This window comes from Nonlabens sp., assembly GCF_039941875.1.
Lineage (GTDB): Bacteria > Bacteroidota > Bacteroidia > Flavobacteriales > Flavobacteriaceae > Nonlabens.
The window spans coordinates 75,442-96,677 of record NZ_JBDVDQ010000005.1 but is presented as its reverse complement, the minus strand read 5'-3'; the positions used below and the strand labels follow the sequence as shown (position 1 = coordinate 96,677).

The window sequence follows — 21,236 nt, the reverse complement described above, 5'->3', positions numbered from 1 at the left end:
ATGTCCACTGGACATTCTGATAAAAAAGTGTTCGTCAGTTCCAGATTTTGTAGTCTCGCTTCCTTCAGTGCTATCTTCACAAATAACCACCTTGCGACTTACTAATAGTTCCTGGCGTTACCCAAGCCTATAAGGGACTTTGACCCTCTAGAAAACTTGATCATAATTCTTAAAAATAATACCTACCTTTAATCCTTATAACCATCTCTGCTCATGCGTAGCACACACACTAGCTATAATTCATTTTAAAGATAGAACAGTAATTTAGATCAAAGTAATATCTTTAGAGCCATCAATTAAGAATTTAAGGTAAGGGTTGATGACTGAAACGAATCATAGCCTTACCGTTACCATTAATTTGAAAAAAATATGACGAAAGCGATAATAGTAGTTTTTCTAACCTTAATGATGTTTAGCTGTACAGATATAAATCAAGGCGAAAATACAATCGATAAATTGGAAAATCTAAAAGCGGAAAATGATAGTTTACGGAAAATTGTGGCGGATATTGAAACTAAATATGTGTTTGACAGTATTACGATTAGAGATATTCCAAGTTACAAGAATACATACGAATTGAATTCTAAAGTAGCTGGCGAAATTGTATTCGTAGGTTATAACGTTAATAAAAAAACGAATGTGATTTTGGTCGATAGCTTTTCTTATAATCCAAAAAAACTTTACAATCCTGACACGCTGAAATTAAATAATGGAGGATTTATTTATGAAACGGAACTAAATTCTAAACAAATTTCCTTGAAAGGTATAATGGAAACAAAAAACGAATACGGAAAAGGATACGAAGGGTTTTATAATACCGCAATCGGAACGAAGAAAAACTAATGGTAACAAAGAACCGCAATAAAACACAAGCAAATTTCACTTTATTTCCAACAAATACACTTCTATTCATTACCATATAACAACTTACTCCTGCCCTACCGTTTATGCCACTTGTGAGGCGCATGGATTCTAAATTTGTTTTGTACTTTCACATCTAAAACCATAACCAAAATAAAAACAGCACACCAATGGAATGCGTTGCTTGTAATGTGCCTTTGGCTGTTGCCAACAATACCCCAAAAAATGAGAATTTTAAACATTATATTAATAGTATTTCTTTTACAATCTTGTGCCGAAAATAAGAAAACTAAAAAAGAACAAAAGATTAATCTATCCGAAAATGAAATTGTGAAACCTGAATTTCAATCAATTATAGATTCAAGTAATGTTAATGGTTCGATTCTTATTTATGACTTAAAAAATGATTTATACTATTCAAACGATTTTGATTGGGCTAAAACTGGTAGATTACCAGCTTCTACTTTTAAAATTGTAAATTCAATAATTGCCCTAGAAACTAAAGTCGTTGAAAATGACAGTACATTATTCCATTGGAATGGAGAAAAAAGAGACTATAAAATTTGGGAACAAGATTTAATACTCAGAGATGCTTTTAAATATTCTTGCGTTCCTTGTTATCAAGAAATTGCTAGAGAAATTGGAGAAAAAAGAATGAATGAATATATGGAAAAGTTGGAATATAAGGATATGAAAGTAAACTCAAAAAATATAGATAAATTTTGGTTAGAAGGAGACTCTAAAATTAATCAATTCCAACAAATAGAATTTATCAAACGTTTCTTTAAATCAGAACTTGAAATTTCTAAAAGAACTCAAGATATAATGAAAAAAATATTTTTTATTGAGAAATATGGTAAATATAATTTAAATGGAAAAACAGGTCTGTCAATTAGAAATGGGAATTATAATGGCTGGTTTGTAGGCTATATTGAATCAGAAGAAGACAATAATTATTTTTTTGCCACCAACATTGAACCAAAAGATACTTTGAATAAAAAATCATTCCCTAAATTAAGAAAAAAAATTACTCTTGAAGCTTTAAACACTATGAAATAAGTACTGTTGGCAACAAAGAACTGTGGTAAAAAACAAGTGAATTTCACTTAATTTCTAACAAGTACACTTCTAGCCATTATCATATAACAACTTACTCCTGTTCTACCATTTATGCTACTTGTGAGGCTCATAAATTCTAAATTTGTTTTGTACTTTCACATTTACAACTTTATTGGAAATACAGTATAATCATAAAATGCCTCACTCGCATTGTACCTTTGGTTGTTAAATCTTATTACTACTCAACAATGAAAAATTTAATTAATTACATAGAGTCGAGAATTAACTTGTCACAAAGTGATATTGATTTAATCAAAAAATACTTCGTACCTGAACAAATACCAACCCAAACTAAGCTTTTAGAGGCTGGAAAAATCGAGCGATATATTTATTTCTTAGATTCTGGAATTGTAAAAGGGTATCAAAATATAGATGGGAAAATTATCGTACAACACCTTGTATCAGAACAAGACTTCTTTACATCTTTAGATAGTTTTATGTCCGAAACACCATCCATAGATTACTATGAAACTATTACTGAATCTAGAATTCTAAAAATTTCAAAACCTGATTTTGATATCTTACAAAAGGAAACAAAATTTTGGTCCATTTTTATCAAAGAAGTAACCAACGAGCATTTAGGATGTAAATTAGAACGCGTAAAAGATTTTCAAATTTTAACTGCAAAAGAACGATACCTAAAATTTTTAAATCAGCATCCTAAATTAGCTTTAAACGTTTCTATAGACAATATGGCTTCATTTTTAGGTATGGAACCTCAATCTTTAAGTCGTATTAGAAAGCAAATCACTTTCTAACATATGTTATTTCTTAGCTCTTAAAAGGTATCGAAATTTGCTGAAACAAAATTTTGATAATTATGAGCGAGGAGATTTCATTAATAACAGGAGGAACTGGACATTTAGGAAACAACTTAGTTAGACTATTGCTTTCTGACAACCAAAAAGTAAGGACAACTGTAAGAAATATTGATAATACCGCACCTTTCGATGGTTTAGATTGTGAAGTTGTACAAGCTGACCTTATGGACAGGGTATCATTAAAAAAAGCTTTTCAAGGAGTTACTAATTTATATGCGGTAGCCGCCAACTTTAGCATGTGGGCAAAAAATCCAAAAGAAGAGATTTATGACAACAACATGCAAGGAACTCAAAATGTGTTTGATATGGCCAAAGAATGTGGTGTTAAAAACATTGTATATGTCAGTTCAGTCGCTTCTTTAGATTTCACAAAACTACCAGCCAATGTAGATAACGGATATAATAAAGACCGTAGAAACTGGTATTACAACTCTAAAAATGATTCTGATAAACTAGCATTAGAATTGGGTAAAAAATATGGAATTAGAACTGTTTTGGTTTTACCTTCTGCTATGATTGGTGATAAGGCTTATAAATTAAGTTATTCTAATAACCTGGTATTACAAATTCTAAATGGTGAAATACCTGTAGACACCAATGTAACTTTAAATTGGGTAGACGTAAAAGATGTAGCTTCAGGAATGTATAATGCAATGGCTAAAGGTAGAAATGGAGAACGTTATATTTTATCAAACGAGAAACATACTACTATGCAAGAAAGTGTAAAAATAGCAGCTGATTTATATCCTGAGCTAAAATTAAAAATGCCTAAAAAAGTATCGAAATGTTTATTGTACTCTGTAGCTGGTTTAATGGAATTTAGTAGTAAACTAACAGGAAAAGAACCTTTGTTACAGAGACATTATTTGGATATGTTTTATGGCTTAAAACAAGATTATGATATTAGTAAATCAAAACGTGAATTAGGTTATGACCCAAAACCTTCTAAAAAGGCGTTAGAGGATGCTTTAAAATATTTGAAAAACGACTGGAAATAAGATTATGAATGTAATTATCACAGGGACTTCTGGTATGGTTGGGAAAGGCGTTTTATTAGAGTGCCTTTCCAATAAAAATATAAAATCAGTTTTAATTATTAACAGAAGTTCTATAGATCTCAAACATTCTAAACTAAAAGAGGTTTTACTTAAAGACTTTACAAAAATCTCAACAATATCAAAAGATTTAGAAAAGTACAATGCTTGTTTTTTCTGTATGGGCACATCATCTGTAGGAATGAATACTAAAGATTATACAAGCATCACTTTTGATATTACCAAAGCTTTTGCAGATGCACTTTATGCTATAAACCCTGCTATGGTTTTTAATTATGTATCAGGCTCTGGAACTGATAGTACTGAACAATCAAAAACGATGTGGGCGAGAGTAAAAGGAAAAACCGAAAATTACATTTTAAATAAAGGTTTTAAAGATGCATATATGTTTAGACCAGGTGTAATTATTCCTGAAAAAGGGATTAAACCAAAAACACGATGGTATAGAATTGTTTACACTATTTTGATTCCATTCATGAGGTTGTTAAAAAACAGCAAAACCATGCCAACGACAACCAAGGTAGGTTTAGCAATGATTCATACATTATTTCATTCTCAATCTTTGAAACATTTAGAGAATAAGGATATCATTTTATTTGCTGATAGAACTTTTTAAAATGAAAAAAGTATTTAAAAGAGTGTTGGTTATTATAACTTCTATTATTAGTTTATTAGTAGTATGCTACTTATTATTTGTTAACTACTACCCAAGTTTTGGAGGTGATATCTCTAAAGAGAAACAAGTTGTTTATCAAAAATCTAAACAATACAGAAATGGTAAATTCAACAACATTGCTCCTGCTCCAAAAGAGATAAGTTTTAAAGATAATTTAAAAATTGTGTATGCTTTTTTAACAACCGAAGCAGATAATCTGAAGCCTAAAAATGACGTAAAAGTAAATAAAACTGATATTAAAACTGTGGCTAATTATAAAGAAGAAGGACGTTTAATTTGGTTTGGGCATTCTTCCTTTCTATTACAAATAGAAGGGAAGACCATATTATTAGATCCTATGTTAAGTAAAGTTGCAGCTCCTCACCCACTTTTAGGAGCTGAAAGATTTAACACAGAATTTCCTGTAGCTATAGAAGATGTCCCTAAAATAGATGCTGTTATTTTTTCACACGATCATTACGACCATTTAGACTATGAAACTATTTTAAAAATTAAAGAAAAGGTTTCTCATTTTTTTGTACCGCTAGGAGTTGGAGTTCATTTAGAATCTTGGGGAGTTCCTTCTATTAAAATTACTGAATTAGATTGGTGGGAAGAAAGACAGTTTGAGGGTATCTCTTTTATTTGTACTCCTGCTCAACATTTTTCCGGAAGAAAACTAAATAATTCACAAAGTACATTATGGAGTTCTTGGGTTATTAAATCCAAAAATGAAAATATTTATTTTAGTGGAGATAGTGGTTATGCATCCCACTTCAAAGAAATAGGTAAAAAATATGGACCTTTTGATATTGCTCTATTAGAATGCGGACAATACGATGAAATGTGGTCTGATATTCATATGATGCCAGAAGAAACTGTACAGGCTGGCATTGATGTTAATGCAAAAAAAATAATGCCTATACATTGGGCTAGTTTTCAATTAGCCTTACATAGTTGGACAGAGCCTGTTGAGCGTATACAAATAGAAGCTAAAAGATTAAATATAAAAGCTATTACACCAAAAATAGGAGATATCATTGTAGTTAAAGATACTATCACCAACTATAACGAATGGTGGAAAGGACTATAAAACCTGACAAAAAACGTTTTAAAACAAAGAACTGTGGTAAAAAACAAGTGGATTTCAATTAATTTCTAACAGGTACACTTCTATATCCATCATCATATATTAACCCTGCTTTTACTATAGCAAAAGCAAAATCTCTTTTCCTACTCTACCATTTATGCCGCCTGTGAGGCACATGAATTCTAAATTTGTTTTGTACTTTCACATTTACAACTTAACAAATAGCAGTAAACCAATGGAGTACCTTACTGGTATTGTGCCTTTGGCTGTTGGCAACAAGTTGAAAAAAATCCCGAATGAATCAAAATCTGGAACAAGTATTTGAATTAGAAACTGCCGAAAAGTACAACGAGGCATATTCTGAATATCAAAAACTGATTTCATAAAATAACGCAAATTTTGAAACGTGGAAATATTATTTTTTCTTTTTATGGTCTATGCTTGAAGACGTAAATGGAAAATTTAAGAAGGATATTGATTTACGAACAGAATTGGAATCTGAATTAAAAAATGGACTAAATAAATACTTGGAATTAGCAGAATTCAATTTTATAGCTGGATATACAATTTCAATTTTTCCTTATGAATTTGGAGATTACGAGGAATTAGAAATCAAAGGGAAAGAACTGCTAAAAAAAGCGTTTGAATTAGACCAATCTAATCCGATTTACAAAATGGTTTATTTAGGGTCGAAAAGTCTTAATGAAAAGGAGCAAAGTTTATATAAACAGGTTTGTGCCGATTCAAAACTGATTTTAAAAACAAAATATAACGGAAAAGGATTATTGAACAAATATTATAATCAAGTGTTTAATCGTGAATAAAAAAGCAATTTGCCAACTTATGCCGTGTATGATTAATTGCTTTGGCAAGTGCTTATTTGCTTAACTACACAACAAACTATATACAAACACGTTGCCTTGAATTTGAGTGAAAAGTAAAAGGAAATAATCCGAAAAATTATTAATAAAATAAATTTGACACATTAATTTAATGAAGAAAACAGCAATAAAACCATTTTCTGCTCAACTAACTCTTGGTCTTGAATATGGTTATGAAAAAATAACAATTAATGAAAAAGAAGTAATTAATTTCATACAAAGTTATCAAGACAAACTCATTGAGAATAAACAAATCTATCTAAGTGTTTCAATTTCTAAATGTAAAATTATTATGAGTGGTCAGAACGAACCACATTTAAAACTTAGTTTTATTAATTATCCTAAGTTCCCATTAAGTGTTACAGTTTTAAAACAAGAAATTGAGAATTTATCAAAACAGTTAATGATAAAATTTAAGCAGAATAGAGTTGTTATTGAATATTTGGACGAAACAATAATGTTTGAAAATTCATTAACAATTGACCCAAGAATAAAAACTACCAAAAACAATCTTAGCCATTAATTTCAAGAAACAATAAACACATCATCAATAGATTCTTCAATTAGCCTAAACATTAAAATATTTCATGCCTACTTTTTTCTTTAATCACATAGCACTTTCTGTAAAAGATGCGGATAGATCTGTTGCGTTTTATCAAAAAGTACTCCAGTTAGAAGAAATTGAGAATACTGCCTCTGACTCAAAAACAAGATGGTTATCTATTCATGAAGGCAAACAATTGCATTTAATTCCGCGACCTAATTTTCAAATAAAAATTAATAAAGCCGTGCATTTTGCATTAACCACGACTGACCTAGATTCTTTTATAAATACCTTAAAAGAATTGAACATGGAATACTCTGACTGGTTAAATACACCTAACAAAGATTACATACGCAAGGATGGAATAAGACAGGTTTATTTTCAAGATCCAGATGGGTACTGGATCGAAATTAACGATGCTATTTAATTTACGCTTATGTTTCTATCCGTGCTTTAATTACAAAAAAACACAACTAGAAACTAGTATATTGCACTGCTCCTACATGGATACTCGAGACGCGTGTTTCAAATTGCATAAAATGACAGTATTTATATAACGACCCTATGATCATAGAACAAGAAGAAAAATTTAAAGAAGTACATTCTAAAATAGAAGGAGAAATAACCGAACAGAGCTTCTTTAATATGTTCTTAAAATTATATCCTGACGTATGGAAAAAGCATAAAATTATGTTTTCTAAATTTAATAGGAGTAAACAATTCGGACAGACCATTCCGTTACCCAAACCTGAAGTTTCTTTGAGAAAAGAAATAAGAACGTATTTGTTGAAACAGAAAAAACAGAGTTAATCCCAACCTGTAACTGATAACTGCACATAGATAGAACACCATTAGAAACTCGTTTTTCAGTTTAAATAAAAGCGGTGTTCTACTTACTTAATTGATTAATTAATTGGTTCACTACAGGAGTTAAAATAATTCATGTCTCGCTTTCGCGAAAGCGGAACTAAAATCATACCCTTTACCACCATAACTGAATACATGAAACTAATAAAACCCCATAGAAACCGTGCGGTAGTTTTTATGGGGCTTTTGTAGAATTTTTAAAGGAGTCGCTTATAACTCATATGCCATAGCGATTTTCTTCTCGTTTTTAACGGCCGTTTCTATTTTCATAGTTCCTTCCATTTTAAGTTGGCTATGCCAGCTCAATGCTTTGGAAAGTATGTGTGGTGTGTGACCACCTAAAGCATAAGCTTCTTCAAAATAACTAAGCAGCTGTCCTTTATAATCTGGATGGACACAGTTTTTAATGATTAAAAGCGCTCTTTCTATAGGTGCGAGGCCTCTTATGTCTGCCAGACCTTGCTCTGTAACTAGTATATCTACATCGTGCTCTGTATGGTCTGTGTGCGATACCATAGGTACGATGTGAGATATTTTACCTTCTTTAGATATAGACGGACAGGCAAAAATACTGAGGTAACCATTTCTAGCAAAATCTCCAGAACCACCTATTCCATTCATCATATTAGTACCTAGAATATGCGTTGAATTTACATTTCCATAAATATCAAATTCTATGGCGGTATTGATGCCTATAATTCCTAGGCGGCTTATAACCTCTGCAGCGTTGCTTATATTTTGAGGTCTAAGCAGTAGTTTTTCTTTGTAATCTTCAAAATTTGCAAAGATTTTATTAGAACATTCTTCTGTGACAGTAATGGAAGAGGCAGATGCAAAGAGGAGTTTTCCTGAATCAAATAGTTCAAAGGTGCTGTCTTGCAATACTTCTGAATACATGGTTAGGTTCTTGAACCTGCTGTTTGTAAAACCAGATAAAATAGCATTGGCGGTTTTACCTATACCAGCTTGTAAAGGCAATAGAGATTCTGTTAACCTGCCCTCTTCTACTTCTTTATCTAAGAAATCTAATATATGATTTGAAATGGCCTTAGTCTTATCGTCTGGTGCAGAGATTACTGCAGGACTATCTGGCACCTGTGTGTATACTATAGCTACAACTTTATCAGTATCAATTTTAATGAATGGATCTCCGATTCTGGTATCTGAATTTACTACTGGTATTACCTCTCTATTAGGTTGTTTTTTTAAGGTTTTCACATCATGAATACCGATTAAGCTTTCTGGAAACGAGGTGTTTACTTCTATGATAATTTTATCTGCCTTTTCTGTAAATGCAGGAGAGTTACCTACTGATGTGGTGGGAATAATATAACCGTCTTCTGTAATTGCTACAGCTTCTATAATTGCGACGTTTATTTTAAAGGTATCTATTTTCTGTAGCATGTCTGCCGTCTGTCCTAGATGTTGATCTACATAAAGTACCTCATGATTATTGATACTTTTTCTAAGGGTTGGGTCTGCTTGAAAAGGCATTCTCTTATATAGTGCACCGTTTTTTGCTAGGTCTGCATCGGTATCATAACCTAATGATGCACCGCTTAAAACGGTTACTTTAATATCTTCAGTAAGAGCTCTTTTTGCTACCATAGGTAAAACAGACTTGCTGTCACCTGCTTTTGTAAAACCACTTACTCCTAAAACATCTTTATCATTAATTAAAAAAGCCGCCTGTTCTGGTGTCTGTATTTTATCTAAATAAGGTGCATATTTTATTCTTTCCATAATATGATGATTTTATAATTTTAGGGTTAAATAATTCTGTATTTATATAAAATAGCACTCCAAAATGAGGTTTTAATAAAATACAATTGCAATTTATGCAAGATATTCATTGTCTTTTTATTGATTAAAGACAATGTTTTATTAATTTAGTGCATTCAAGTAAAAAAGTCGTTTTATGGATAACAAGTATTATTTAACCGAGGTGGATAAAATTTCTAAAAGTATATTTTGTTACCATAATCCTATGGACTCTATTCTAATAGAACACCATAGTCATAAAAAAGGACAATTCTTATATACAGAAGGCGGTGTGGTTTATGTAAAAACCGATACTAGAACCTACTATTTACCTGCTAGACATTATATGTGGATACCTGCAGGAGTGCAACATTCCATCTACCCTAGTTCTCCTAAGGTGATAATGAGAAATTTATACTTCCCTATTAAGAAAAGTGCTAATGAATTTTATAAAAAAGAAGGAATATATCACATTAATAACCTCTTAATGGAGTTATTACTATTTACTAAAAACTGGAATGGCGATATAAGAAAGTCTCAAAAAAATAAATATCCTATAGTAAATGCGTTTAAAACCTTGCTAGAACAAAGCGTATCTAAATCTCTACATCTAGAATTACCGCACCCTACAGATAACAAATTAATAGGTATCACTACCTATCTATCTGATAAAATAGATGAAGAACATTTGTTGCCTAGCCTGGCATCAAAATTTAGCATGACAGATAAGTCTCTCTATCGTCTTTTTAAAAAAGATCTAGGTATGTCATTTATTAAGTATTACACGCAGCTGAGAATATTCAAATCTCTAGAATATTTAGTAAACTCTGATTATAACATATCACAAATAGCAAATATGGTAGGTTACAGCAGCCTGCCTACTTTTAGTAACACATTCAGTAAAGTTATGGGTAAACGTCCATCTGAATATAGAAGGTCTAATGAGATTTATATATAGTCTTCATTTAATAGTTGTAAAACTTATCGATCTCTAGTTTAAAAGTTATAAAACTGCCAAAATATGATGCTTGTATTATTTCTGTGATAGTTTGTGTCTATTTTCCGCTTTAAGAACTATAAATCAATAATTTACTTTAGACAATATAAAACTTCTATTGATATAAAGTGTTTTTATAATGTATAAAAATGAAATATATGAGTCCTGCAATTAAAGCAATAAGCTTCTTAAGTATCTATTTATTACTAGCCTGTAAAACAGATAAGGATACTGCAACAGAAACTAAAACAGAAACTAAAATTACCACTACGTCTGGAAAGAAAGAAGTCGTTACAGATAAAGAATTTAACGATTACTGGTATTCTGGCACAGCAGAGTTGAATAGTTATGACCTGAAGCAATCTCGTTATGGTGATATACGCGAGGGCGAGGTGGTTCTTGTTTTTGTAACAGAACCTTTTTCTTTAAATAAACAGGTCAAACTAGATCACCCAAAAGAAGCTGGAGATGATAATGTGTCTGTCATGAAACTTAATCATGTTAGAAAGTTTACTACTGGTATTTATGATTATTCTATTGTCAGCTCTAGTTTCACACCGGTAAACACAGCAAAATACCCACATACTTTAAAATTAAACACGAGTATACAAGAATGGTGTGGTCATACCTTTACTCAATTAAATCTAGAGGATGAATCATATAAATTTAAACAGTTCTCTTATTTTGAAGCTGATGGTGATACAGAAAAAAATATGCCTGCTGCAATGTTAGAAGAAGAGTTAATGACACGTTTAAGGTTAAACAAAGGGCAATTACCTACTGGAGATATTGATTTAATATTCTCTACTATTTACAGTCGTTTTGCATACAAGAAATTGCAACCTGCAAAAGCTAAAATAAGTAAAACTGAAACTGCAGATCTATCTAAATTTACTATCGAATATGTAAATTATGATAGAAAAATTACCATAGACGTTCAAAAAGAATTCCCTTATAAGATCATGTCATGGACAGAAGATAATGGTGACGGTCTGGTAACTGAGGCTACTTTAAAGAAAAGCATTAATGAGCCCTATTGGGAACAAAAAAAATTATCTGATGAATCTAAAAGAGTAGATTTACAGTTAAAGAATTAAGTACTTATACATTTTTAATACATTTATTTTAAACTCTAGTAATCTTATAATAAGATTACTAGAGTTTTTTATTTAAAAATGTTAATGTATTGATTAAACCTTTAAACAAATTTGAAGTCAAAACCTGAATTGCTAAAATAGCTTATGACCGTGTATAAAAACATATGCATATTATTGGTTTCTTTTTTACTTCTAGGTTTTACTGAAAAATCTAATGATAAACAGGCACTAGCAGTTACTCAGGATAGTGTAGAAATACCTGTTTATAATTTTGAATCACTTGAGCCATTACTATATACTAACTCTGATAAAATACACGTCGTAAATTTTTGGGCTATGTGGTGTGCACCATGTGTAAAAGAACTGCCTATTTTTCAAGAATATGAAAAAAATCATGCAGACGTAGAATTAACCTTGGTAAGCTTAGATTTTCCGGAAGACATAGAACAGAAGTTAATACCTTTTTTAAAGAAAAGAAACATCGTTTCTACCGTTGTTTTATTAGATGATCCAAATGCTAACAGCTGGATTGATAAAATAGACCCTAACTGGTCAGGCGCGATTCCTTTCACTATTATTTTTAATAAAGAAAAACGTTCTTATCATGAACGTACATTTAAAGATATTACAGATTTAGAGAACACCATAAATCAATTATATAATAAATAGTTATGAAAAAGAGCACTTTTACTTTAATGGTACTTTGTACACTCGTTAGTTTTTTAACTAGTACACACCTTACAGCACAAGAAAGACAAGGTCCACCACAAAATCGTGAACATAAAGGACCTCCAAAGGGAAACCATAATCCAGAACAAACAAAAACACTTGATGAAATAGGTGGCTATAAAATAGGAGAAGTCGCTGATGATTTTAATCTAAAGAATGTAGATGGTAAAATGGTTTCTTTATCAGATCATAAAAATGCCAATGGTTACATAGTAGTTTTTACTTGTAACGAGTGTCCGTTTGCAAAAATGTATGAAGATAGATTGATATCCTTACACAACAAGTATGCCTCTCAGGGTTATGAAGTTGTATCTATTAACCCTAATGTTAGTGAGAATAATGAAAAAGAAAATTTTGCCTCTATGCAAAAAAGAGCAAAAGAAAAGAATTTTCCATTCGTATATCTAGCAGACGATAAACATGAAGTATCACCTAAATATGGAGCGGTAAGAACGCCACATGTTTTCTTATTAGATAAAGATAGAAAAGTGCAATATATAGGTACTATAGATGATAACGCAAAATCTTCTAAAGATGTAAAAATTAATTATTTAGAAAACGCTATTCTATCATTACAAAAAGGAGAGCAACCAGAAATAACATTTACGAAAGCCATAGGTTGCCCAGTAAAGAAAAGTTAATTAATTATTACAGCCCTAATAATTTATTACATGTAAACAGCAGTTCTTTTCCCTATCCAAAACTAAGTTGTTTACTCTAGTCCATAGTTTCAAAAAATGAAGCTATGGACTTTTTTTATATGTCCGTTATGAATAAAACCGATGTTAAAGTAACTACAAAGAGACTAGTGAAACTTTAAAAATGTAGTAATTATGGTCTTTGAAAGATCCAAAAAGGATCAAAAACTATCCTAAACCATCAATTTTAACCCAAAACGACTATGAAAAAGCTCATTTTACTAACCGCCGCATGTACCACTATACTATTTACTAGTTGTAAGAATACACCTAATGAAACTACGGTGGCTATCGCTCAAGAAGAAGTGACCAATGCACCTGTTCAAAAAGAAAAGAAAGAATTAAAATTTACCAATGAACAATTTTATGATGCTGATGGAAATTTTCTAGAAGAAAAAGCAAAGGATGCACTTATAGAAATGCTAGAATATCATGATTACCCTATATTTGATGGGTTGAGAGAAAAGATATGGTTAACAGATTATAATAAAGGTAACTATCTAGAACTAGGACTAGCGTCTGTCATGTTTGTGAATAATGAAACCGATCAATACATGTTGATGGATATCTTTTTATTACCTGGACAGATGTTAGGAGAACATATGCATTATGCTGCAAAGGGTAATCCAGCAAAAATGGAAGGCTGGTTAATAAGACATGGGAAAAGTTACATAGTAGGTGTCGGAGAAGATAATAGCGATCAATTCCCACAGGTGGTAGTACCTAATTCACATTGGGATGGAAAAACGACTACTCATCATATTATTGAAGCCTTTGAAGGTGATTTTGCTAAATTAGCTGAAGTAGAATCAGCACACTGGCAAATGGCTGGACCAGATGGTGCAGTAATTACCGAGGTAGGAAATGTACATACTAATGAAGGAGTTCGTAGGTCTGATCCTGCGATGAATTAAAAACAACTAAAAACTAGAATAAATGAATATCAAAAAGAAATTAATCACCTTACTTTTCATAGCTGTAAGCACTGTAACACTAGCTCAAGAAACTAAAAACGAGATTCAGGCAGATTTTACTAATTACCTAAATTCTATCGTGAATATGGAGCTAGAAAAATCTCTAGATTATATGCCTACAGAGTTTTTTGACATTATTCCTAAAGCAAAAATGCTGGAAGTAATGAAGCAAACTTTCAATAATCCAGATATGGAGATCGATATAAAAAACCCTACTATTTTAAAAATAGATGATGCTCAAAAAATAGAAAATAAGTATTATTCCCTTCTCACCTATTCTAGCCAGATGAATATGAAAATTAACGGCGATGGACAAGAAACTGAAGAAGATAAAAAACTGCGTATAAGTATGACTAAAACTGCTTTTCAACAAAGCTTTGGTGCTGAAAATGTAGCTTATGACGATAAATCTGGCTTTTTTGAAATCCAGTCAGAAAAAGATGTTTATGGAATATCTGATAATGGTAAAACAGGGTGGAAATTCTTAGTATTAGAAAAGAATCAAAAAGCTATCTTAGAAAAATTACTTCCTGCACAACTCATTGAAAATTTATAACACAGATCTTCAATAAAATAACAGCCTACAGTCTCTTTCATTAGAAGCTGCAGGCTTTTTTTTTTAAGTTATAAGAAAATTAAATAAATGATATTACAGCTATATGACTTTACCACTCGCCAGAAAACGTTTTGGATAAAAGTAAAACTTAGACCATAACTTTTATGGAATGTATTTTAAATTATTCCGCTTTCGCGAAAGCGAGATCATTAAAGTATTGTTAAACACTTTATCATAACTAAACGATGGGTTAGTTTTGTGCCGTAGTTAGAATTAATGGCTAGAAAAAAAGAATATAACGAGAGTGAAGTAGTTGAAAAGGCAATGAACCTGTTTTGGCGCAATGGCTATGAAACCACTTCTATGCAGATGCTTGAGAAAGAAATGGGCATCAATAAATTCTCTATATATTCTAGCTTTGGTAATAAGCACGGTCTTTTTTTGGAAAGTTTAAATTGTTATAAAACAAAAGTAAACGACATACTAGAAAAGTTTAAAACTGCTAACAATGGTGTAGAAGATATAAAGCAATTCTTTTATGATTCTGTGGATATGAATTATAAAGGTAATCACCAAAAAGGTTGTTTTGTAACTAATACTTATAATGAATTTTCTCAAAGTGAAGACGAATTAATAAAAGAACAAATGAGTTCATTTATGGAACACCTTAAGACTCTAATCATTGAAAAATTGAAAACCGATAGTTCAAAAAGTGAAGAATTGGTGCTTAAACAAGCTAACTATCTATTACTCGCAAAGCACGGTCTAGCCGCTGCGAGTAGAGTAAATAGTAAACAAGAAATTGAAGATTATATAGAAATGACATTCTATAAATTATAACTTTTTTTTACCCTATAACTAAACGATTATTTAGTTATAATTAACATTAAACAACATATTTAAAATAAACATTATGACAACTTTAAAAGTTCACAACATCGAGAGTGCTCCAGAAGAAAGCAAAGTATTATTAGAAGGATCACAGAAATCTTTTGGTATGATACCAGGTTTACACGGTGTTCTTGCCGCGTCTCCACAATTGCTTAAAGCATACCAGCAGTTACACCAATTATTTACAGAAACTTCTTTTGATGCAAATGAATTAACTGTGGTATGGCAAACTATTAATGTAGAGCACGGCTGTCATTATTGTGTGCCAGCACATACAGGAATTGCACAAATGATGAAAGTAGATGATTCTATTACAGAAGCATTGCGTAATGAAACACCGCTAGCAGATTCTAAACTAGAAGCACTACGAACAATGACATTATCTGTGGTACGCAATCGTGGTAATGTATCTCAAGAAGATCTAGACGCATTTTATGCAGCAGGATATGGAGAGACTCAGGTGCTAGAAATAATTTTAGGTCTTTCTCAAAAAGTAATTAGTAATTACACAAATCACATCGCAAACACCCCTGTAGATGCGCCATTTGAAAAATTTGCATGGAAAAAATAAAATGTAAATCCCCTTAATTACATTTTTAAATGGTAGACCTTCCTTGAGTAATTTAGGAAGGTTTGCTATTTAATAGAATTAGTAAACTTAAAAAAAACAAAATTATGAGTATTTCCATCGAGAATAAAGTAGCTTTAGTAACTGGTGCAAATCGAGGTATAGGTAAAGCAATAGTGGAGTCGTTTTTAAAACACGGTGCAAAAAGAGTTTATCTAGCCGTACGAGATATTAATTCTACTAAAGAACTTGAAGATGCCTATGGCGATAAAGTAGTTACCGTACAAGCAGATGTTTCTAGTACAGAATCTATTAATGCACTTGCTCAACAGACCAATGATGTAGAAATAGTAGTGAATAACGCAGGTATAGGAAACCCACAAGGCACTCTAGGTGAGGATGTAGAAAAAGACTTTGAGAATCAATTGAAAGTAAATGCATTTGGTTTACTACGTGTGGCAAATGCTTTTGCTCAAACGTTAGAAGATAAAAAAGGTGCATTAGTACAATTAAACTCTATCGCCTCTATGAAGAATTTTTCTCAACTCTCTACCTACTCTGCTTCTAAAGCGGCTTCTTATTCTTTAACACAAGGTTTAAGAACAGAATTAGGACCTAAAGGCGTGAGCATACTAAGTGTACATCCTGGACCTATAGATACAGACATGGCTGCAACCGCTGGTTTTGAAAACGCATCTTCTACCACCGACGTTTCTGAAGGTATTATGAAAGCATTAGAAGCTGGTGATTTTCATTTATTTCCAGATGAAATGGCTCAACAAGTCGAAAGCGCTTATGAAGGATTTTCTGAAAATGTAGTTTTAGCGGACTTCTCTTAATACAAGTAATTTTAAATTATATAATCATGATCAAAGTATCTGTAATGTATCCAAACAGCAAAGATGTAAAGTTTGATACAGAATATTATAAAAACAACCACTTACCTATGGTTGCTAGTAAATTAGGGGACGCATTAAAAGGTCTAGAACTGGATCTAGGAATAGCAAGTAAAACCCCTGGAGAGCTAGCTCCATACGTAGCGATCGCTCATTTACAATTTGATGATGTAGCTTCATTTCAGGCAGCATTTGGTCCTCACGCGGCTGTTTTTGCAGCAGATGTGGAGAATTATAGTAACGTCCAAGCTGATCTACAGGTAAGCGAACTAATAATTTTTTAAGAAATGAAAGAGAAATTAAAAATTGATATCGTTTCTGACGTGGTATGTCCATGGTGTACCATAGGTTACAAACGACTAGAAAAAGCTATTGATGAGCTAGGTATTCAAGATCAAGTTACTATAGAGTGGCAACCTTTTGAACTGAATCCTAATATGCCTGTTACTGGTCAAGATTTAACAGAGCATATCGCTGAAAAGTACGGCTCTACTCTACAGCAACAAAAAGATTCACGACAGCACATGTCGCAGGCTGGAGAAGAACTAGGATTTACTTTTGATTATTTTGATGGTATGAGAATGGTAAATACCTTTGATGCTCACATACTTCTAAAATATGCAAAAGAATTTGACAAACAAACAGAACTAAAAATGCGTCTTACAACAGCGTTTTTCAGTGAACGTAAAGATGTATCAAAAAGAGAGGTTCTTAAACAAGCTTTATTAGACGTTGGTTTAAATGCCGAAGAAGGATTATCAAGGCTAGAAAGTGAAGAAGCTCGTAACGAGGTTAGAACTGCTCAAAGCTACTGGCAAGGACTAGGTGTAACATCTGTTCCTACTATCGTTTTTGATAGAAAGAGTGCTGTTACTGGCGCACAACCTGTAGATACTTTTAAACAAGTTCTTAATGAACTAATCAAAGAAGGTTAATACACAATGCTTTTAAGCATTTAATTATCTATAAATTAAAAGTAGATCTAATCTTTTTTAAATGGATTAGATCTACTATAGTATTATATAAACTCATTTTCAACTCCATAAAAACTATAACCACTATGAAACTTAACTTACTTACTTTATTATTATGCTTTTTACTACTTTCTTGTAATGATAATAAAAATGCAAAAACACCTCAAGAAATAGAGCCTGCACCAACTCAAGAATTTCAAAACAAAGGGCATGAAATGGTATATCAAATGGTTCAAAAAGTAGGTGATTATCAAAAATTACTTGAGAAAAAAGATGTCTCTTACACTTTAAATTACCAAACAGCAGACGGTAAACTTGATGTCACCAACGAGAAATACATTTTTGATGGAGAACTATCTTATGGATATTATCATAAACATGAAAGAACTCTACCTGACCTAGACGGTATTATCGAGCAAGGATTTGATGGTAGTGATTATTGGTTAAAGAATAATGAAGAGCAAATAACTGAGCAAAAGTACCTAGACAAAGTGAAATTTAACCGACCTACTAATTTCTATTGGTTTGCCATGATGCCTAAATTGTTAGATAATAATCTAGTCTATGAATATGTAGAATCAAAAACTATTGACAATAAAGAATATGACGTAGTTAAGGTTTCTTTTAATCTAGCTGAAAAGAAAGCTACTGATATCTATCAGGTTTATATCAATAAAGAAACAGGTCTAGTAGATCAGTTTCTATTTACTGTCGCAGATTACAATATCATAGAAACTCCAGCTTTAATGCAAGTTGAATATGAAAATATAGAAGGAGTATTATTACCTACCACTAGAAAATATAAAAAGTCTTCATGGGATGCCATCGTAACAGATGCACCATGGGTGAAGGTAAACTGGAGTGATATTAAATTTAATAACGGTCTTGTTTTAAGCGATTTTCAATTATAATTTGACAAAAGTCTAACAGTATTATTTAAGAGGTTTAATTAATTTTAAACCTCTTTGTTATATTAAGAAAAACTATATCCATGCAATCTTTAGAAAGACCCAAAGTATTATTTTTTGATGTTAATGAAACTCTATTAGATATATCACCATTAAAAGTTCAAATAGGTAAAACTTTAAATGGCAGGGAAGATCTACTTTCATTGTGGTTTACTACTATGCTACAGTATTCATTAGTTGCATCAGCTGGTGATCAATATGAGCATTTTAGTTCCATAGGTGCAGCAACGTTACAAATGGTTGCAGCAAATAATGACATAGAACTATCTGAAAAAGAAGCTAAAGATGTCGTGATTAATTCTTTGAGAAATCTAAACCCACATCCTGAAGTAAAAAAAGCACTAACCCAATTAAAAGAAAATGGGTACAAATTAGTTTCATACACTAATTCTTCCAACGAAGGAGTTAAAAAACAGTTTGAACACGCTGGACTCACTTCGTACTTTGATGAAATGCTTAGTATAGAAGACGCTGGCAAGTTTAAGCCATTTAAACAGGCTTATAATTGGGCTGCAAATAAAATGAACGTTTCACCAGAAGAATGCATGCTAGTAGCAGCGCATGGTTGGGATGTAGCTGGTGCCATTTGGGCCGGTTGGAGAGCTGCGTTTATTGCCAGACCTGGACAACAGCAGTTTCCTCTAGCTAATAAAACAGAAATACATGCCACCGATTTACAAAAAGCAGCAGATATATTAGTAACCTACAAGTAAAGGCAAACTTAGAAATAGTTCTTACTTACACTGCTTATTTATTATTAATAGATTAATCATAGATTCTATTATATTTACTACTCATATTACATAATAAGTCATGAGTACATTTATTTCTATTTTAATCGGTTTTATAGCTTTTTTACACATTTACATCATGTATTTTGAGATGTTTGCTTGGGAAACTAAAGGTCGAAAGGTATTCAGTGATTTTCCTAAGGAATTATTCGGACAGACTACTGCTATGGCAGCAAATCAAGGACTGTACAATGGCTTTCTAGCAGCTGGTTTAATATGGACATTCTTTATAGAAAATGAAGTATGGAAAGATAACGTGAGTTTATTCTTTCTGGCTTGTATTGCTATTGCAGGCATTTACGGAGCCTTTACTGTCAGTAAGAAAATTATATTTGTACAAACCATTCCTGCTGTACTAACCATTATTTTAATTTTAGTATTCTAAAAGTATCGTTATTGATTAAGAAGGTTATTAATTTCACTGTAAAAACTATTCTAGTAAGCTCCATCCTTATTAGTCTTCTATTTTTTTGCGGTTATAAATATGTAGAACACCACTTAAAAAAATCTCTTAACATATCTTTACATCACATAGAATCAGATATTCATAACGCTAAATCCTTACCAGTTAATATTCTAGATACATTTCATGAGATGTATAAAACAAAACATGTAATCAGTTACATTACTGAGTCATTATTTGAAAATCGTAGTGGTAAATACATGAGTGAGGAGGCTGCACAACTAATAATAGTTCATTATTCTAGTGAGCAAAATACATATGGATTTCCTAAACTAGTTCTAGCCCATCATTTAGAACAGCATTTTTCAGATGACCAGCTGCTTGCATTTTACTCAAGCAATTTTGACTTTTTAAATAACAAAATAGGCTTTTACAGCGCATCGTTACACTATTTTGATAAGAATTTAGAAGACCTAAATAAGAGAGAGGCTGCTACATTAATTTTAATGCTGGACAACCCTAGAATGTATCATCCGTATAGAGCATCTGCTCTAGAAAGACTTAACCAGCGGTTAGAACTATTAGGTTATTAGAAAGATCCTTATGTAAAAATTATATAAACTAAAAACGCCTCGCAAATTGCGAGGCGTTTGGTATAAATAAAAATCGAGAAGATTACTTCTTGAATTTTGCGTATTTGTTTTTGAACTTGTCGATACGTCCTGCAGTATCAATAAGTTTGCTCTCCCCAGTATAGAATGGGTGAGAAGTACGAGAAATTTCCAATTTGATTAATGGATATTCAGTTCCTTCAAACTCAATTGTTTCACTAGTGTTAGCAGTAGACTTAGTTATGAATACGTCTTCGTTAGACATGTCCTTAAATGCTACTAATCTATAATTCTCTGGGTGTATTCCTTTTTGCATGACTTAAATTCTTATTCTTTTGCGGCTGCAAATTTAACTGTTTTTATTTAAATAACAACCTTTTAATCCTAAATTAATTTAAAGCAAATGTAACTCATAAAACCATAGTTCCT

27 protein-coding genes are annotated in these 21,236 nt (G+C 31.7%); 25 read left to right on the top strand and 2 right to left on the bottom strand.

All coding sequences use genetic code 11. The features are described from left to right. Positions 1 to 369 precede the first annotated feature (369 nt). The 10 genes from ABJF08_RS04395 to ABJF08_RS04350 all read left to right on the top strand — a co-directional run bounded on the left by ABJF08_RS04395 (position 370) and on the right by ABJF08_RS04350 (position 7,836). Entirely contained in the window at positions 370 to 843 is a 474-nt protein-coding gene (locus tag ABJF08_RS04395) for a hypothetical protein (RefSeq protein ID WP_348114850.1), read from the top strand. A 243-nt stretch (positions 844 to 1,086) separates the two neighbouring features. After that, positions 1,087 to 1,920, top strand: a complete 834-nt coding sequence (gene blaOXA, locus ABJF08_RS04390; protein WP_348114849.1) for a class D beta-lactamase — start codon at positions 1,087 to 1,089, stop codon at positions 1,918 to 1,920. A 248-nt stretch (positions 1,921 to 2,168) separates the two neighbouring features. Continuing rightward, positions 2,169 to 2,738 carry a Crp/Fnr family transcriptional regulator gene (locus tag ABJF08_RS04385; RefSeq protein ID WP_348114848.1) on the top strand — a complete coding sequence of 190 codons (570 nt, stop codon included), beginning with the start codon at positions 2,169 to 2,171 and terminating at the stop codon, positions 2,736 to 2,738. A gap of 62 nt (positions 2,739 to 2,800) precedes the next feature. Beyond that, the gene (locus tag ABJF08_RS04380) at positions 2,801 to 3,799 is read left to right on the top strand and encodes an NAD-dependent epimerase/dehydratase family protein (protein ID WP_348114847.1); all 999 of its coding nucleotides are present in this window, start codon (positions 2,801 to 2,803) and stop codon (positions 3,797 to 3,799) included. Positions 3,800 to 3,803: 4 nt separating this feature from the next. Next, entirely contained in the window at positions 3,804 to 4,472 is a 669-nt protein-coding gene (locus ABJF08_RS04375) for an epimerase (protein WP_348114846.1), read from the top strand. Between the two features lies 1 nt (position 4,473). Then, entirely contained in the window at positions 4,474 to 5,604 is a 1,131-nt protein-coding gene (locus ABJF08_RS04370) for an MBL fold metallo-hydrolase (RefSeq protein ID WP_348114845.1), read from the top strand. A gap of 434 nt (positions 5,605 to 6,038) precedes the next feature. Next, positions 6,039 to 6,425, top strand: a complete 387-nt coding sequence (locus ABJF08_RS04365) for a hypothetical protein (RefSeq protein WP_348114843.1) — start codon at positions 6,039 to 6,041, stop codon at positions 6,423 to 6,425. 169 nt (positions 6,426 to 6,594) lie between these two features. Then, positions 6,595 to 7,005 (top strand): hypothetical protein, encoded by a 411-nt coding sequence (locus tag ABJF08_RS04360; RefSeq protein WP_348114842.1) that lies wholly within the window; start codon positions 6,595 to 6,597, stop codon positions 7,003 to 7,005. 64 nt (positions 7,006 to 7,069) lie between these two features. Then, a complete protein-coding gene (locus tag ABJF08_RS04355; RefSeq protein WP_348114841.1) occupies positions 7,070 to 7,453 on the top strand; it encodes a VOC family protein in 384 nt (127 codons plus the stop codon). 137 nt (positions 7,454 to 7,590) lie between these two features. Continuing rightward, the gene (locus ABJF08_RS04350; RefSeq protein ID WP_348114839.1) at positions 7,591 to 7,836 is read left to right on the top strand and encodes a hypothetical protein; all 246 of its coding nucleotides are present in this window, start codon (positions 7,591 to 7,593) and stop codon (positions 7,834 to 7,836) included. A 267-nt stretch (positions 7,837 to 8,103) separates the two neighbouring features. On the opposite strand, the gene ABJF08_RS04345 is transcribed toward ABJF08_RS04350, so the two are convergent. After that, on the bottom strand, positions 8,104 to 9,636 hold the full coding sequence (locus tag ABJF08_RS04345) for a succinate CoA transferase (RefSeq protein WP_348114838.1): 1,533 nt from the start codon (positions 9,634 to 9,636) through the stop codon (positions 8,104 to 8,106). Positions 9,637 to 9,811: 175 nt separating this feature from the next. Between ABJF08_RS04345 and ABJF08_RS04340 the strand changes: the two genes are divergently transcribed. The 15 genes from ABJF08_RS04340 to ABJF08_RS04270 all read left to right on the top strand — a co-directional run bounded on the left by ABJF08_RS04340 (position 9,812) and on the right by ABJF08_RS04270 (position 20,789). Further along, entirely contained in the window at positions 9,812 to 10,612 is an 801-nt protein-coding gene (locus ABJF08_RS04340) for an AraC family transcriptional regulator (protein ID WP_348114837.1), read from the top strand. Between the two features lie 197 nt (positions 10,613 to 10,809). Next, the gene (locus tag ABJF08_RS04335) at positions 10,810 to 11,748 is read left to right on the top strand and encodes a septum formation inhibitor Maf (protein ID WP_348114836.1); all 939 of its coding nucleotides are present in this window, start codon (positions 10,810 to 10,812) and stop codon (positions 11,746 to 11,748) included. Between the two features lie 144 nt (positions 11,749 to 11,892). After that, on the top strand, positions 11,893 to 12,417 hold the full coding sequence (locus ABJF08_RS04330; protein WP_348114835.1) for a TlpA family protein disulfide reductase: 525 nt from the start codon (positions 11,893 to 11,895) through the stop codon (positions 12,415 to 12,417). A gap of 2 nt (positions 12,418 to 12,419) precedes the next feature. Beyond that, positions 12,420 to 13,118, top strand: coding sequence for a thioredoxin family protein (locus ABJF08_RS04325; RefSeq protein ID WP_348114834.1), 699 nt, complete (start codon positions 12,420 to 12,422; stop codon positions 13,116 to 13,118). Between the two features lie 260 nt (positions 13,119 to 13,378). Beyond that, positions 13,379 to 14,089, top strand: a complete 711-nt coding sequence (locus tag ABJF08_RS04320; RefSeq protein ID WP_348114833.1) for a hypothetical protein — start codon at positions 13,379 to 13,381, stop codon at positions 14,087 to 14,089. Positions 14,090 to 14,111: 22 nt separating this feature from the next. Further along, entirely contained in the window at positions 14,112 to 14,705 is a 594-nt protein-coding gene (locus tag ABJF08_RS04315; protein ID WP_348114832.1) for a hypothetical protein, read from the top strand. A 276-nt stretch (positions 14,706 to 14,981) separates the two neighbouring features. Continuing rightward, positions 14,982 to 15,545 (top strand): TetR/AcrR family transcriptional regulator, encoded by a 564-nt coding sequence (locus tag ABJF08_RS04310; RefSeq protein WP_348114831.1) that lies wholly within the window; start codon positions 14,982 to 14,984, stop codon positions 15,543 to 15,545. 73 nt (positions 15,546 to 15,618) lie between these two features. After that, on the top strand, positions 15,619 to 16,167 hold the full coding sequence (locus ABJF08_RS04305; RefSeq protein ID WP_348114830.1) for a carboxymuconolactone decarboxylase family protein: 549 nt from the start codon (positions 15,619 to 15,621) through the stop codon (positions 16,165 to 16,167). Between the two features lie 104 nt (positions 16,168 to 16,271). After that, positions 16,272 to 17,003: an SDR family oxidoreductase gene (locus ABJF08_RS04300; RefSeq protein ID WP_348114829.1), complete on the top strand. Its 732-nt coding sequence runs from the start codon at positions 16,272 to 16,274 to the stop codon at positions 17,001 to 17,003. Between the two features lie 26 nt (positions 17,004 to 17,029). Continuing rightward, on the top strand, positions 17,030 to 17,344 hold the full coding sequence (locus tag ABJF08_RS04295) for an EthD family reductase (protein ID WP_348114828.1): 315 nt from the start codon (positions 17,030 to 17,032) through the stop codon (positions 17,342 to 17,344). 3 nt (positions 17,345 to 17,347) lie between these two features. Further along, a complete protein-coding gene (locus ABJF08_RS04290) occupies positions 17,348 to 17,995 on the top strand; it encodes a DsbA family oxidoreductase (RefSeq protein ID WP_348114827.1) in 648 nt (215 codons plus the stop codon). Positions 17,996 to 18,120: 125 nt separating this feature from the next. Beyond that, the gene (locus ABJF08_RS04285) at positions 18,121 to 18,945 is read left to right on the top strand and encodes a DUF6503 family protein (RefSeq protein WP_348114826.1); all 825 of its coding nucleotides are present in this window, start codon (positions 18,121 to 18,123) and stop codon (positions 18,943 to 18,945) included. Positions 18,946 to 19,025: 80 nt separating this feature from the next. After that, a complete protein-coding gene (locus ABJF08_RS04280) occupies positions 19,026 to 19,715 on the top strand; it encodes a haloacid dehalogenase type II (RefSeq protein ID WP_348114825.1) in 690 nt (229 codons plus the stop codon). Between the two features lie 100 nt (positions 19,716 to 19,815). Next, entirely contained in the window at positions 19,816 to 20,178 is a 363-nt protein-coding gene (locus ABJF08_RS04275; RefSeq protein WP_348114823.1) for a DUF1304 domain-containing protein, read from the top strand. Positions 20,179 to 20,189: 11 nt separating this feature from the next. Then, positions 20,190 to 20,789 carry a transglycosylase domain-containing protein gene (locus ABJF08_RS04270; protein ID WP_348114822.1) on the top strand — a complete coding sequence of 200 codons (600 nt, stop codon included), beginning with the start codon at positions 20,190 to 20,192 and terminating at the stop codon, positions 20,787 to 20,789. Between the two features lie 82 nt (positions 20,790 to 20,871). Here the strand turns inward: ABJF08_RS04270 and ABJF08_RS04265 are convergent, their stop codons facing one another. Then, positions 20,872 to 21,123: a type B 50S ribosomal protein L31 gene (locus ABJF08_RS04265; RefSeq protein ID WP_104515121.1), complete on the bottom strand. Its 252-nt coding sequence runs from the start codon at positions 21,121 to 21,123 to the stop codon at positions 20,872 to 20,874. Positions 21,124 to 21,236: the final 113 nt, after the last annotated feature.